Origin of the sequence: Insolitispirillum peregrinum, from assembly GCF_900156605.1 — a bacterium.
Taxonomy (GTDB): Bacteria; Pseudomonadota; Alphaproteobacteria; order Rhodospirillales; family Rhodospirillaceae; genus Insolitispirillum; species Insolitispirillum peregrinum.
This window is the reverse complement of sequence record NZ_FTOA01000011.1, coordinates 39,136-53,609: the sequence shown is the minus strand read 5'-3', so window position 1 is coordinate 53,609 and position 14,474 is coordinate 39,136. Positions and strand designations below refer to the sequence as shown.

General features: G+C 60.7%; 11 protein-coding genes, 1 tRNA gene and 1 riboswitch. Of the genes, 6 read left to right on the top strand and 6 right to left on the bottom strand.

Annotated elements, in window-relative coordinates:
• Positions 1 to 4 precede the first annotated feature (4 nt).
• Positions 5 to 673: a GntR family transcriptional regulator gene (locus tag BW995_RS19190; protein WP_076402049.1), complete on the bottom strand. Its 669-nt coding sequence runs from the start codon at positions 671 to 673 to the stop codon at positions 5 to 7.
• A gap of 104 nt (positions 674 to 777) precedes the next feature.
• Here BW995_RS19190 and BW995_RS19185 point away from each other — a divergent pair, with 104 nt between their 5' ends.
• Together BW995_RS19185 and BW995_RS19180 are read left to right on the top strand one after the other, a co-directional pair.
• The gene (locus BW995_RS19185; protein WP_076402048.1) at positions 778 to 1,857 is read left to right on the top strand and encodes a phosphotransferase; all 1,080 of its coding nucleotides are present in this window, start codon (positions 778 to 780) and stop codon (positions 1,855 to 1,857) included.
• Between the two features lie 26 nt (positions 1,858 to 1,883).
• On the top strand, positions 1,884 to 3,161 hold the full coding sequence (locus BW995_RS19180; protein WP_084195007.1) for an aspartate aminotransferase family protein: 1,278 nt from the start codon (positions 1,884 to 1,886) through the stop codon (positions 3,159 to 3,161).
• Between the two features lie 59 nt (positions 3,162 to 3,220).
• Here BW995_RS19180 and BW995_RS19175 read toward each other — a convergent pair whose 3' ends face one another.
• From BW995_RS19175 to BW995_RS19160, 4 genes are all read right to left on the bottom strand, one after another.
• Positions 3,221 to 3,838 (bottom strand): hypothetical protein, encoded by a 618-nt coding sequence (locus BW995_RS19175; protein WP_076402046.1) that lies wholly within the window; start codon positions 3,836 to 3,838, stop codon positions 3,221 to 3,223.
• Between the two features lie 166 nt (positions 3,839 to 4,004).
• Positions 4,005 to 4,925 carry a homoserine O-succinyltransferase gene (locus tag BW995_RS19170; protein WP_076402045.1) on the bottom strand — a complete coding sequence of 307 codons (921 nt, stop codon included), beginning with the start codon at positions 4,923 to 4,925 and terminating at the stop codon, positions 4,005 to 4,007.
• Between the two features lie 39 nt (positions 4,926 to 4,964).
• A riboswitch (SAM-I-IV-variant riboswitch) is annotated at positions 4,965 to 5,071 on the bottom strand.
• A 97-nt stretch (positions 5,072 to 5,168) separates the two neighbouring features.
• Positions 5,169 to 5,245 (bottom strand) — tRNA-Pro (locus BW995_RS19165).
• A 300-nt stretch (positions 5,246 to 5,545) separates the two neighbouring features.
• The gene (locus tag BW995_RS19160) at positions 5,546 to 6,595 is read right to left on the bottom strand and encodes a polyprenyl synthetase family protein (RefSeq protein ID WP_076402044.1); all 1,050 of its coding nucleotides are present in this window, start codon (positions 6,593 to 6,595) and stop codon (positions 5,546 to 5,548) included.
• 303 nt (positions 6,596 to 6,898) lie between these two features.
• Between BW995_RS19160 and BW995_RS20340 the strand changes: the two genes are divergently transcribed.
• Both BW995_RS20340 and BW995_RS19145 read left to right on the top strand, forming a co-directional pair.
• The gene (locus BW995_RS20340; protein WP_245821545.1) at positions 6,899 to 8,314 is read left to right on the top strand and encodes a methyltransferase; all 1,416 of its coding nucleotides are present in this window, start codon (positions 6,899 to 6,901) and stop codon (positions 8,312 to 8,314) included.
• 126 nt (positions 8,315 to 8,440) lie between these two features.
• Positions 8,441 to 8,722, top strand: coding sequence for a hypothetical protein (locus BW995_RS19145; RefSeq protein WP_076402043.1), 282 nt, complete (start codon positions 8,441 to 8,443; stop codon positions 8,720 to 8,722).
• Positions 8,723 to 9,026: 304 nt separating this feature from the next.
• Here the strand turns inward: BW995_RS19145 and BW995_RS19140 are convergent, their stop codons facing one another.
• Positions 9,027 to 9,689 (bottom strand): pseudouridine synthase, encoded by a 663-nt coding sequence (locus BW995_RS19140; protein WP_084195006.1) that lies wholly within the window; start codon positions 9,687 to 9,689, stop codon positions 9,027 to 9,029.
• Positions 9,690 to 10,366: 677 nt separating this feature from the next.
• Here BW995_RS19140 and BW995_RS19135 point away from each other — a divergent pair.
• Complete coding sequence (locus BW995_RS19135) at positions 10,367 to 13,450, top strand: EAL domain-containing protein (protein WP_175617134.1); 3,084 nt, start codon at positions 10,367 to 10,369, stop codon at positions 13,448 to 13,450.
• 182 nt (positions 13,451 to 13,632) lie between these two features.
• Entirely contained in the window at positions 13,633 to 14,112 is a 480-nt protein-coding gene (locus BW995_RS19130; RefSeq protein ID WP_076402041.1) for a phasin family protein, read from the top strand.
• Positions 14,113 to 14,474 lie beyond the last annotated feature (362 nt).

The window sequence follows — 14,474 nt, the reverse complement described above, 5'->3', positions numbered from 1 at the left end:
AAAGTTACTCCCGGTCCGAAAAGGCACTGCTGTGCAAAATGTGCTCGCCGCCGCTGAGGATGTCGGCCTGAATGGCGGCGGCGGCGGCGGCAGGGTCGCGATTTTTCAGTGCGGTGAGCAGCGGATAATGGGGGTCGATCATCGTCCGCCCCCCGGCGCTGTAGGCGCTGGCCACCAGTGGCCCCATCTGCAGCCACAGGCGGCGCAGGGTGCCGTACAGCACCGGCATTTGGGCGATGGCCGGCAATTCAAAATGAAAGGCCTGATTCAGCTCCAGCCCCAGCGCGGTGTTGCCGCTGCTCAGGGCCTGTTCGTTACGCGCGATCAGGTCTTGCAGGCGGGCGAGATCGGTGTCGGTGACAAGCCGGGCAGCGGTTTCTGCCGCGAGAGACTCCAGCCGCAGGCGGATGGTGCGGATTTCCAGATAACGGGCGCGGCTGATCATCGGTATACGGATATCCCGGGGTGACAGGAAAATCAGCGCCTCGTCATGGGTCAGGCGCAGGATTGCATCGCGCACCGGCGTGACGCTGGTCCCCAGAGTCTGTGCCAGATCGCGGATTTTCAGTCGGTCGCCGGGCTGGAATTGCCCCTTGATGATGGCATCACACAGCGCCCCATAGACTTTGCTCGACAAGTTCTCGTGTTCGATGGTTTGCAGGCCATTGGTCATCGGGGCACCTTGGGCAGAGGAACATATGGGGGCTTGTGTGTTTCGAAATATGATGCATCATATCTCATCTGCTGTCAAAGAGCCTGCTGCAAGGACGCTCCCCCATGGACACATCGCCTTCGTCCGCCTGTCCCGGCCTGCTGTCACTAGCGCGCCCCCTGTTTGAAACGCCACCGCCTGCCGTCAGCCCGGACGATGCGGTGAGGATTGCGCGTGATGTGTACGGGATGGAGGTGTCGGTCAAGCTGCTGTCCGGTGAGCGCGATACCAATTACCGCCTGACGGCCAGCGATGGCTCGCGCTGGGTGCTGAAGCTGATCAACCCGATCGAACCGGATGACGACGCCGACATGCAGGTGCGGGTGCTTGACCATCTGGCACCGCAGTCTTTGGAACTGGCATTGCCACAGCCGCGCCTGACGCTGGACGGGGGGGCGATCTTCCGGCTGACCCTGCCGTCGGGCGAGGCGGTGCGGGGCCGCTGTTACAGCTATGTCGAGGGCGAACCGGCGCTGCTGCATCCGGTCACCGACCGCTTGCGCCGCTCGGTCGGGCGCACGGTGGCGCTGGTCGGCAAGGGGCTGCAAGGCTTTCAGCATCCGGCGATGGGGCGGCTGAACCTGTGGGATTTGTGCAAGATTGGTCATCTCGACGAGTTGATGGCCCACCAGTATGATCCGCAGATCATCGCCATGTTGAGCGCGGTGATGGAACGGTTCCGCAGCGAGGTTCATCCCCGCCTGTCCAGCCTGCGCCAGCAGGTGATCCATAACGATCTGTCCCGTACCAATACGGTGGTCTCGCCGACGGACCCGGAGCAGATTTGCGGCGTGCTGGATTTCGGCGACATGATTTACGGGCCGTTGCTGAGCGAACTGGCGGTGGCGGCGTCCTATCAGCTGGAGCTGGAAGACCCGCTGCGGGCGCTGAAAATTGTGGTGGCTGGCTTTGTGGAGGTGACACAGCTTCTACCCGAAGAGTGCGCCTTGCTGATGGATTTCCTGCTCGCCCGTCTGGTCGGGCGCATCCTGATCAGCCAGTGGCGCGCCGAGCAGTTCCCCGACAACAAGGACTATATCCTGCGCAGCAACAAGGAGGCCCAGGCCCTGCTGACCCGTCTGTTCCCGCTGTGGCAACAGACGCCGGAAGAGGCTTGGCAGGGTTTGCTGCTGTCCGACATTTAATTCCCCCCCAAACAGGAGACCGGGTGATGACGCTGTCCGCAAACACCCAGACCTTGCTCAACCGGCGCGCGGTGTTGGGCGCAGCCTATCGTTTGTTCTATGCCGAGCCGCTGAATCTGGTGCGCGGGCAGGGTGTCGAACTGTTTGATGGCGATGGCCGCCGCTATCTCGATGCCTATAACAACGTGCCAGTGCTGGGCCATGCCCATCCGGCGGTGATCGAGGCCTTTACCCGCCAGGCGTCGCAGATCAACACCCATACCCGCTATCTGCATGATACCATTCTCAGCTATGCCGAAACGCTGGTGGCGACCTTTCCGGCACCGTTGCGGCAGGCGATGTTCACCTGTAGCGGCAGCGAAGCCAACGATCTGGCCTTGCGGATTGCCATGACCGCCACCGGCGGCAGCGGGGTGATTGTCACCAGTAACGCCTATCACGGGGTGACGGCCCTGCTGGCCGGAATGTCGCCGTCGCTGGGGCTGGGGGTGGCTCCGGCGGTGCGCACCGTGCCGCCGCCGGACAGTTACCGCACCAGCGGGGATGTCGGGGCTGCCTTTGGGCAGGCGGTGGCCGAAGCGATCGCCGACCTGCAGCGCGAGGGCATTCAGCCGGCGGCCCTGCTGGTCGACACCACCTTTGCCAGTGATGGCATTTTTGTCGGTCCGCAAGGCTATCTTGATCAGGCGGTGGCGGCCATTCGGGCCGCTGGCGGTCTGTTCATTGCCGATGAAGTGCAGGGGGGCTTTGGGCGCTCCGGCCAGTTGTGGACCTTCCTGCGTCAGCCCGGACTGGTGCCGGACATGGTGACGCTGGGCAAGCCAATGGGCAACGGTCATCCGATTGGCGGGGTGGTCACGCGCCCGGATCTGCTGGATGTGTTCGGCCAGCGGTCGCGCTATTTCAACACCTTTGGCGGCAACACCGTTTCGGCGGCGGTCGGGCTGGCGGTGCTGTCCACCATCCAGCAGCAGGACCTTCCCGGCCATGCGGCTTTGGTCGGGGCCGAACTGGCCGCAGCCCTGAACAGCCTGAAAGACGTCTCGCCACTGGTCGCCGATGTGCGCGGGGTAGGCTTTTATTATGGCGTCGAGCTGGTCACCGATCACCAGCAGAAGACCCCGGCGACCGCCGAGGCCAAGGCGGTGGTCGATGCGCTGGCGCAGGCCGGGGTGCTGGTCGGGGTCTGTGGAGCCGCCTCGAATGTGCTGAAAATCCGTCCGCCACTGGCCTTCCAGAGTGAGCATATCGACGAACTGATGCAGGCGTTGCGCGGGGTTCTGTCGGGGATGCCGGGGCAGTAACCAACAAAACAGGGCAGGCGGGGCGGTTGCATGCTGCCCTGCCTTTTGTGCCTGCGGTGTTACGGGATGATCTGGACGCCGAGCAGGGATAATGCCGGTTTGGTCTCCAGCTCCATGGAAACCCTTGATCGGACCAGCAAGGCAAATGAATCTGCGTGGTAATGGCCAAGGGTCATGTAGAGCAGGCCAAAGCGGAAATCGACGACAAAGCGTGCTTCCTGGGCTAGGTCATCGCCAAAAGTGTATTCCTGAAACTGGCCACGATCTTTCTGATTGGCCTGTTTCTGGTTGTTCGGAAGCTCACCGTACTTGATGGCATCCATATACATATAGGGGGCGGCGCTCTGTCGGCGGGTTGCCGTGCCGCCGGTATAGGGCAGGTATCCATATTCGTTTTGATGGATGGAGCGAATGCTGTTCAATGTGGCCCCGGTATGGTCCATGTCGCCCCTGACCATCTTCCATAGTTTTTTCATCAGGGTATAGCTCTGGGGCTTATCTTCGAGACAATCGTCAAGAAAGATCGGAACCAGACGGGCATTGTGTTTTGCATCCTGAAAAGAAAGGCTGCCACAATAGCTGAGGCGTCCACAGAAATTGTAGAATTGTCTGTTCCGTGTCGGGAAATTTCCCCCGCTACCATGGTCTTCATGTTCGCTGACAGGCTGGAAGGGCATAGTGTTCCTCGCGCATGTTCCACCGCATCGCTGGTGCGGGAACCGGGGAAAGGGGCAGAACGCGGGGCGTGCCCCGAATTCTGCCGTTCATGCTGCGGTAAGCGGAGTGTCTTTACAATGTTTGCGGGAGTGGTGTGTCAGTTCCGACAGATAAAACCGGCCCCTGTTACCGCCTGGGCGTTTCCCTGCTGCCAATATCGGCAATGTCGAACGGCGTGCTCTGATAGATCTCGTTGATCCAGTTGCCGAACAGCATGTGCGCATGGCTGCGCCAGCGGTTTTCCGGCGGCAGGTGCGGGTTGTCGTCGGGGAAATAGTGCTGCGGCAGATAGGTTCCGCCGTCCCGGTGATATTCATCGGCCAGGGTGGTTGAATCATATTCAAAGTGATTGAAGACGTGCAGGGCGCGATGGGTCGGGTCATCGACCACGCAGGGGCCGGTCTGTTCGCTGCTGGCCAGCACCTGCACGGCGCTGGTGGCGTCGAGCGTATCCGGGCAGACCTCGGTCCAGCGGGACACCGGCACGTCGAACACGTCGGAAAAGCCGCGCAGATAGGGCGACGGTGTCAGCACCCGGTGACGGAACACGCCGGTGGCCTTGGCAGGCAGTTCCTGTTTGGGGACACCGTGGAAATAGTACAGCGCCGCCTGTGCTCCCCAGCAGATGGTCAGGCAGCGGTGGACGTGGGTGCGGGTCCAGTCAAGGATCGAACACAGTTCGGGCCAGTAGCGGACCTCCTCGAACGGCATCCGTTCGACTGGTGCGCCGGTGATGATGAAGCCGTCAAAGCGTTCGGCGCTGACATCGCTCCACGGACGATAAAAGGCTTCCATGTGATCGGCCGAGGTATGGCGCGGCACATGGTCGGTGATCCGCACCAGATGCAGTTCGATTTGCAGCGGCGTTGCTCCCAGCAGACGGGCGAGCTGGGTTTCGGTGCTGATCTTGTTCGGCATGAGATTGAGCAGGCCAATACGCAGCGGCCTGATATCCTGACGGATCGCATCGGTTTCGCCCATCACGATCACGCCTTCTTTTTCAAGGGCGAGGCGGGCGGGCAGATCGTCAGGAATTTTGATTGGCATGGTGTGTCGTTCCCTAAACTATGGACCGACGCAGTGTGGCTTGATCCGTCTGATTGCCGGTTCGGCCACATCCCCCGTGCAGGGAGCCACCTTGCCCGGATATGGCAGGTTGGCGTTGGGCGTCGCCCCAACTCTTGATGCGGGGCGGATGATACAGGGGTCTGTCAGACTTGCCAAGCCCGGAATGGAATCATTCGTAACAGAAAACGCCCCGGTTCCGAAGAACGCGGGGCGTTTTCTGAGTGGTCGGAGTGAGAGGATTCGAACCTCCGGCCCCCGCCTCCCGAAGACGGTGCTCTACCAGGCTGAGCTACACTCCGTCACAGGTACAACAGCTTTGAGTGGGAGGCTTTCGGGAGAAGCGTTCCCGCTGTCGTGGGGCGCTTTATAGCGGCTGCCCGAGGGGCTGGCAAGCAAAAAAACGTAGTCTTGTGACGATTCTGTTGCCGCTCTGCCTTTGGGATGCGCGATGGAAAAGGACTGTGATTGTAACGGCTTGGTCGCAGCCCTTTTCTCCGGCAGCAAAACCTGGAGCGTTTTCACACCGAGCGAAAACGCTCTTCCCTTTTAGTGCCGCATTTTCCGAGCCGTTGACCGGAGACGGTCAACTTGAAAATGCTCTAATAGGCGCGCTCGATGCAGAAATCGACCACCTCGGCCAGCGCACGGCGATAAGGGCCGTCAGGGAAGCCGCTCAGCGCCTGATGGGCCCTGGTGCCATATTCGCGGGCGCGAACGCGGGTGGCTTCCAGCGTGTCATAGGCCTTCATCAGGCTCAGGGCATGGGGCAGGTCGTCGTCGGTCTGCTCCAGGTGCTCCATGGTGCGGTTCCAGAATGCCAGCTCGTCGTCCTTGCCGGTCGTCTTGGCGGCAGCAATGGCCAGAATGATCGGCAGGGTCATCTTGCCTTCGCGGAAATCGTCGCCAACGGTCTTGCCGAGGGTTTCCTGATCAGCGGCATAGTCAAGGTAATCATCGACCAGCTGGAAGGCGATGCCGAGGTAGTTACCATAGTCATAGAGCGCCTGCACCTGATCGGCCGGGCTGGCCGAGACTTCGCCGCCGATTTTGCAGGCAGCACCGAACAGCTCGGCGGTCTTGCCCTGAATCACCTGCAGGTAGGCGTCTTCGTCGGTGGTGGTATCGTTGGCGGTCAGCAACTGCAACACTTCGCCCTGGGCAATCACCGACGAGGCGCGGGCCAGAATGCCCAGCGACGGCAGGTGGCCGACTTCGACCATCAGTTCAAAGGCGCGCGAAAACAGGAAGTCACCGACCAGCACCGGGGTCTGGTTGCCCCAAATGGCGTTGGCGCTGGACTTGCCCCGGCGCAGGTCGCTTTCGTCCACCACGTCATCATGCAGCAGGGTGGCGGTGTGCAGGAATTCGATGCAGGTGGCGAGCTTGATGTGATCGCTGCCCTGATAGCCGCACAGGCGGGCGGTGGCCAGCGTCAGCAGGGGACGCAACCGCTTGCCGCCCGCCGAAATCAGGTGGTGGGCAATCTGGGGGATCAGGGCGACCGGGCTTTGCATCCGTTCGATGATGGTTTCGTTGACCTGCTGCAAATCCTGCTTCACCAAAGCCAGCAGGGTCTCCAGCGGGGCGGCTTGCGGAGCGGTGCTTGAAGTGGTGTCGGCGGAGGATTGGCTGTGCGCAGCGTTGGTCACGGTTGCATCCCTAATTGTAACGAGCCAGAAAGGCCGGTGCCGGAAAAGGCAAGTTCAGTCGTGTTTGCAGGAGAGTAAACGCCATCCGGACCCGCAGGGACTACTGAAAAAAAACGCAGTCGTCGGAATCAGGAGCGTTGACACAACCCGAGCCTTGCCCCATGCCTAAACGGTTCGGACAGGCGTCGCGAGCATAGGTGCGGCCCTATCGAATGGTCAAGGCTTCACGCGCCGTTCAGACCGGAATTTGGCGGCTAATTTGACGGCAAGGGCGATCAGGACCACCTGATGGTGAAAAAATAAATGGAAGAAGTTCTGCGGACCAGTGATGGCATCGCGTTGTCCACCTATCGAGCCGTCCTCAAGGCTGCGGGGATCGCCACGTATGTTTTCGAGGTCAAGCCTCCGCTGAACGAAAGCTCGACGGCTGCCAAGGTCTGTCGGGTGATGGTGTCGCCCGCCCATACCGAGCGGGCACGGGCCCTGATCAGCGAATATCACCGCGCCCTTGGTGATTCCTTTGCCGACGTTGATCTGTCCACCGACGTCGAAGACACCCAGCCCGAACCCGAACCTGCTCCGGCCCCTCGTTCGCTGTTGCGCAAGGAACCGGAAACCTTCTGGTGGCAGGAAGAGGACGACGAGGAGGAGAGTGAGGAAGAGGAAGCCTTTGTCTCCTATGGTCAGGAGCATGGCTATCGGGATGATGACCCGGACGAGGATGATCCGGTCGATGAGGAACCGGAGGACACACCCGCCCCCGCCGAACAGCGTCACAGCTTTACCTTGTCGGTCGGGGAAAACCAGGTGGTATCCCGTCCGCCAGCGTTGCCTGCGGTCTATGACGAGCTGTTGTCCGACACCGACGAGGCCGTCGACGAGGACGACCTGCCGCCTGATGAGGAAGAGGAAAGCGACGACTCTCCCGATGATGACCGCAGCCCGGCGATTGATGACGGCGTGCTGCCTGATGGTGTGTCGCTGACCACCCTGCTGGGCGGGCGGGTGCAGTTCCTGCAGCCGGATCACGGCTATCGGGCGGCACTGGATCCGGTGCTGCTGGCGGCGGCGGTCCCGGCCGGGCCGTGGAAAGTCGGGCTGGATGTCGGGGCCGGAACCGGGGCCGCCATGCTGTGCGTGCTGGCCCGCTGCCCGGACAAGCATGTGATCGGGCTGGAGGTGCAGGACGAGCATTCGCATCTGGCCCGTCGCTCGATTGCGCTCAACCGCTGGCAGAAACAGGCCCATGTGGTGGCCGGTGACATTCGCTGGCGACCGTCGCTGACCGCCAACGCCTTTGATCAGGTGTTCAGCAATCCGCCGTTCCATGGTCCGGGCACCCGTCCACCCCATGCTGGCCGGGCAACGGCCCACATGGAAGACGTGCCGCTGGAGGACTGGCTGGGCTTTTGCCTGAAAATGCTCAAGCCACGCGGGACGCTGACCGTCATCCACCGGGCCGATCGTCTTGACGAACTGTTGGCCTGCCTGTTTGGCAAGGCCGGGGCGATCGAGGTCATTCCTCTGTGGCCCAAACGAGGGGTGGCGGCGCGACGGGTGATCGTCCGCGCACGCAAGGGCATGAAAACGCCGATGAGCCTGTTGCCGGGGTTGGTGCTGCACAACCGCGATGGCAGCTTTACCGACACCACCGAGGCCATTCTGCGGCAGGGAATCAGCCTGGATGATGCCCTCGCCGGAACGGCGTACAGCGTATAGTCTGCGGAACGGCGTACAGCGTATAGTCTGCGGAACGGCGTACAGCGTATAGTCTGCGGAACGGCGTACAGCGTATAGTCTGCGGAACGGCGTATAGCGTATAATCTTTTGCCAGGGATCGTGTTGATGTTCGGACTGTCGTTATCCAAAATCCTGCTGACGGCTCTGGTGATCTGGCTGGTGTGGATGCTGTTCAAACGCATTGGTGGCGTGGCGCGTCAGGGGGCTGCCCGTCCGTCACCGGCAGAACGGGCCCGCGCTGCCGCTGAAGAGGTGACCCGGCGGCAGTCTGCGGAAACGGAAAAGGCAGCAGGAGCGGCGCTGGAGCTGCAGGCCTGCCCGACCTGCGGCAGCTATGGCACCCCCGGCAGCACCTGTCATTGCGGCTATAAACATCCCTCTGCCTAGAGCAGTGTGCGAAAAGTGGGAACCGATTTTCGCATAAACAATGCGACATAACAGAAGCTTAGAGCAGCGTGCCTGCGTCAGCCCACAGGACACGACAGTTTGAAAACAAAAGCGGGCTGCCGCCCGGACCGCTCGGGGCCTGAGGCCCCGAACCCCCATTTTTTCTTTGAATTCAAATTAATGGGGTCCGGGGCCTAAAGGCCCCGGCGAGGTTTGGAGCAGCGCTCCATGATCTTTTTGTTTTGTGTCGTGTACTGTGTCATCCGGTTTAATGCACGCTGCTCTACGGATTCTTGGCCGTTGTTCAGCGGGTCCGCTTGAGCACCGGGGGTGTCACGATCCGCCATTCCCCCGGTGCCAGACCGTCAAGGGACAAATCTGCCATCTGCACGCGCACCAGCCGCAGGGTCGGGAAGCCGACGGCGGCGGTCATTTTGCGCACCTGCCGGTTTTTGCCTTCGCACAGGGTCAGGCGCAGCCAGCGGGTTGGAATGGCGGCGCGATAGCGGATTGGGGGCGTCCGCGCGGGCAGGTCCGGGTCTTCCGCCAGCAGCTCGGCTTGACAGGGGCGGGTTCGGTACATGTCCTTGCCAACCCGGATATCGACCCCCGCTTGCAGGGTTGTCAGGGCTTCGGGGGTCGGGATGCCCTCGACCTGTGCCAGATAGGTGCGGGGATGACCATGTTCAGGATCAAGCAGCCGTTTGATCAACGGGCCGTCATTGGTCAGGAACAACAATCCCTCACTGTCCCGGTCCAGTCGTCCGGCGACCGACACGTCGGGGGGCAAGCCGAACTCGGCCAGGGTCCGTTGCCCGGAGTCTTCGGCGGTAAACTGGCTGAGGACATCATAGGGCTTGTAGAGGACGATGGCGCGCCGTTCGAGCGGGGGAGGCTTGCGCGGGCCACGGGCTGGCGCAGGCGTGGAACGGAGGGCGGGACGATGGGGGGGCGATGGTTTTTTCATCGGCTGATGAGAGGGGATCGGCAGAGGGTGGTCAAGGGGTTTGTATAACGGCTATTCTGTCGGGGAGATGTCAGCGGTTTCTGGAAGGATTTTAAAGCTGGTCGAGAAGTATGTCTGATTGGTTAACCTTGTTCGGACATGTATTTTTATGCTGATTTCATGCCACCGTTTCAAGGATATCCAAGGTCTATTGAAGTGTAACTTTAGGATAGGGTCTTGTAAAAAATATCGCTACTTACTGTCTTTTGTCGGGAAAACCTGATCGTATCATTGACTCTGACGGAGGGCCTTTCCTGATAAATCCGATTTCTCTGCCCGTTTTTTATGGTTTCTCCTGCAAAATATGGATATTTTCCTCTGATAATTCTTTTTTCTTGTCGCAAATTCTGCGCTCTGTATCATCGGCTCCGCACAAGAGCAGTGAGCGCAAAAGTGGTTCCGGTTTTGCGCGCTGTCACTGCGACAGATTAAAAGGTTAGACCAGCGTGGCTGTGTCAGGTTTAACGCACGCTGGTCTAGAGGCATTCCGTCTGCGGGCGTCCCGTTTGCCGGGGCAGGTGGTCCTTAAGACTCATCTTCCAGGGAAAGAGCGGTATGGTGTTCTGCTTCAAAACCGAGACCGGGTCTCCGTTGTCCGCCATTCTGATGGCGGAGAGATGAAAGGCTGCCGAGGCTTGATGCGCCGACTTTTGTTGATAGAGCCCAATCCGGTGTATGCCCGCCTGATCGACGCGCTGGTGTCGCGGTGTGGCGGGGCGTTCGTGTTGGAGGTGAGGGACTCTCTTTCTGCCGCCGTACAGGCCCCTGCGGTGTGCGATCTGATCCTGCTCAGCCTGATGCCGCCGGTCGACAGTCTTCTTGCCCTGCTGCCGTCCCTGCGCGCCGCCTATCCCGACCAGCCGTTGATCACGCTGGGCGATGATGATGATGCGGAAATACGGCAGCGGGCCTTGCAGGCAGGCGTTTTTCGGTGTCTGCCCAAGGGGGCGCTGTCGATGGATCAGCTGCAGGATGCCTTGCAGCAGGCCCTGCTGTGCCACCGTCCCCCGGTCAGCGAGAGCTTGTGGCTGGGGGTGCTGAACAACCTGCCGGCCGCAGCCGGGGTCTTGCGCCCTGTGCGGGATCAGGATGGCCTGTGCCATGATTTTCTGTGGCGATGGGGCAATGCGGCCTGTGCCACGGTGCTGGGGCAACGGGCGGAAATCCTGGTCGGACGGGCGCTGTCCGAGACCTTGCCGGTTTTGCTCGGTCCCGACAGTCTGGTCGGTCTGGCGGCCCTGCCGGGAAACGATGCACAAACGGCGGTCAGCCCGTTTGAAACCGAGGTCTGTCGTGCCCATGACGGCGGCGTCCAATGGCTGGCTGTCACCGCCAATCGTCTGGGGGATGACATTACGCTGGTGATCAGCGATGTTTCGGCCAACAAGGCGCAGGAACAGGCCCTGCTGGCCGCCAGACGCCATGCCGAAGCGGCTGACGAGCTGAAAAGCCGGGTCTTGCGGGCGCTCAGTCATGAAATGCGCCAGCCGTTGAATACAATTGTCGGCTTTAGCGACATGATCGACAACGAAGTGTTCGGTCCGCTCGCCCATCCGCACTACAAGGCCTACATCAAGGACATTTGCTCGGCATCACAGCACCTGTCGCAGCTGCTGGAAAACCTGCTGGAACGGTCGCAACTGGACGAGATGGCAAAGTCCGACAGCGGCTATCGCCAGATGTTCGATCTGGCCCCGGACATGATGTGCGTCCTGCGCGACGGGGTGGTCGTGATGATGAACGCCGCCGGTGCGGCGTTGCTGGAAACCAGTGCCGAGGCCTGTGTGGGCAAGCCACTGGAGCTGTTCGTCGCCCCGGAAAGCCTGCCGCTGGTCCATGGTGGTCTGGCGGAACTGGCCAACAGTCAGGGACGAATCCCGCTCAAGCTGTGTACGGCTGACCAGCGGCTGATCGATGTTGAAATGGCGGCGACGCCGTTTTCCCATCAGGATGTCGGGCAGAACGGGGTGATTGTGGTTGCCCGCGATGTGACCCAGCGCCAGACCGCCACCCGGGCCATTTTGCAGCGCGAAGAGCGTCTGCGCAAAATCATGGAAACGATGGTTGATGCCCTGATCATCATCGACCAAAAAGGCTTGATCGAAACCTTTAATCCGGCTGCCGAGCGTATTTTCGGCTATCAGGCCAGCGACGTGATCGGGCAGAACGTCAGTCTGCTGATGCCCCGGTCGCAAGGTGTGGTCCATGACGGCTACATTCATGGCTACATGCAGTCCCGCCACAGCCGGGTGATCGGCATTGGCCGCGAGATCGAGGGCCAGCGCAAGGACGGGACGGTGTTCCCGGTCGAACTGGCCCTGTCGGAAATGCATGTGGGGGACCAGTGCTATTTCATCGGTGTGCTGCGCGACATTGCCGAACGCAAGCAGGCCGAGGAACGGTTACGCTTTCTGGCCACCCGTGACCATCTGACCGGGCTGCCCAATCGGGCGATGTTCCGCGACAGTCTGGAACAGGCCGTGGTGCAGGCGGAAAAAAGTGGCGAGATGGTCGGGGTGCTGTTTGTTGACCTTGACCATTTCAAAAACATCAATGACACGCTGGGGCACCAGATCGGCGACCGGGTGTTGCAGGCTGTCGCCCAGCGGCTGGGGGACAGTCTTCGTCCCCATGACATGGTGTTTCACCTGTCCGGTGACGAATTCACCCTGATCCTGCACGGGCTGGACAGCCCGGAGGATGCCGCCAGAATGTCGCAGGAGGTTCTGGACCGCCTCGCGCTGCCCTTTGATATCGACGGGCGGGAAATCTATACCTCGGGGTCGATCGGGATCGTCATCTATCCGGAAAATGCCGAAAGCATTGGCAACCTGCTGAAAAACGTCGATACCGCTGTACACCATGCCAAGCGGCAGGGACGAAACACCTATTCGTTCTATTCGGAAAACCTGTCGCAAACGATGATCCGCCGTCTACAGGTGGAAAATGGCCTGCGGCGGGCGCTGGAACGGCGAGAGCTGGCGGTGGTCTATCAGCCAAAAATCGACCTTGCCAGCGGGGAATGCACCGGGGCCGAGGCCCTGCTGCGCTGGAATTCCGAGGAACTGGGGTTTGTTTCCCCGGCGGAATTCATTCCGGTGGCCGAGGAAACCGGTCTGATCGTTGCCATTGGCGATTGGGTGTTGCTGCATGTTTGCCAGCAGATCCGCGCGTGGGTGGAGCAAGGGCGGCCCGCAATGCGGATTGCGGTCAACCTGTCGGCCCGCCAGTTCCGCGAGCCCAATCTGGCCCAGCGGATTGTCGAAATCCTGCACCTGACCGGTATTTCTTCCGGCTTGCTGGAGCTGGAACTGACCGAAAGCATGCTGGTGGAGAATGCGGAAGAGGCCATCGCGGCCCTGCGTTCGCTGAAAACCCTAGGGGTCACGCTGTCGATTGACGACTTCGGGACGGGCTATTCCTCGCTCAGTTATCTGAAACGGTTCCCGATTGATGCGCTGAAAATTGATCAGTCCTTCGTCCGGGATATCCCGGAAAGCAGTGATGACATGTCGATTACCAAGGCGATCATCTCGATGGGGCGGTCGCTGGAATTGAAACTGGTGGCCGAGGGGACCGAAACCCTGGAGCAGATCGAGTTCCTGCAGGCCAATGGCTGCCATATTGCGCAGGGGTACTATTTTTCCAAGCCTGTGCTGCCGCACTTGTTCGAAGCCTTTCTTGACCAGCGGCAGAGCCTGGCCCGGTTGACCGGATCGTAGGGCAGGAAGCCTGCGTCGCATCACGATCTGTTGCTGTGTATATGACGCAAATACGGGCGTGGCTGCGCATGAATGCCTGTGGATTGTGCAGCGCAAGGGATGGTTGACAGCGCCGCCCGGCTTGCTCATAACCGCTCGTAACATTCACCACGTCACCCCGCCGCTGGCGAGAGGAGGATTTGATGACCACCCGGAAAACCATTCTGTCTCCCGCTGATGCCCTCGCCATGCTGGACACCGCCCTGTCAACGTCGCGGCAGGCGATGGAAACGGTGACTCGTGCCAGCGCGCACGCCGGGGAAGAGTCTCTGGCACGTTATGGCGAGGTGATGGCCGTCTCGAAAGACGGGGCCGATGCCGTTATGGCCGCTGGCAGCGAGTGGATGAAAGGCATGCAGGGCCTGAGCCGGGCGATGATGGGACTGGCGCACGAGTCCGTTGAAAAGGCGGTTGCCCACGGCAAGGCAACGACGGCCGTCAAGAGCGTGAATCAACTGGTGACGATGAATCGGGCCTTTGCCCGTTCCGGCGTTGATCAGGCCCTGAGCGAGGGGGCTCGTTTGTCTCAACAATCGCTGCACGTTGCCGAAGCGGTGGCCCAGCCGCTGAACCAGCAGGTGGAAAAGACCTTGCGGGTGCTGATGAAGCCATTGTCCCGTTAAGAAAGTCCCTGCGAGCGTCTCACGCCACCATGAAACCCCACATCCATAAATGGTGTGGGGTTTTTCAGTATCATTTTGCCTGAGGCATACCCACTTTTGTGCACTCTGCTCCGCATTTTGCAACGATGGGTCGTTCGGACAGGGCCGGGAGTGGATCAAAAACCACACAGGGCGTGTCGGTTCGGTAACACCTAAGTATATGCCCCTCGCGCTTGCTGCGCTGCGGTCCTATGTTGGTGATAGAATGATTACAAGGTTATGCTTCCCGCTCTCCCTTTCCACGGTTTTCTGGCCACGCTTTTCTGGCATTCGTGCCTGATGGTTGCACGGTCACCGACGGGGCTCTGTCACCGGAACAATCC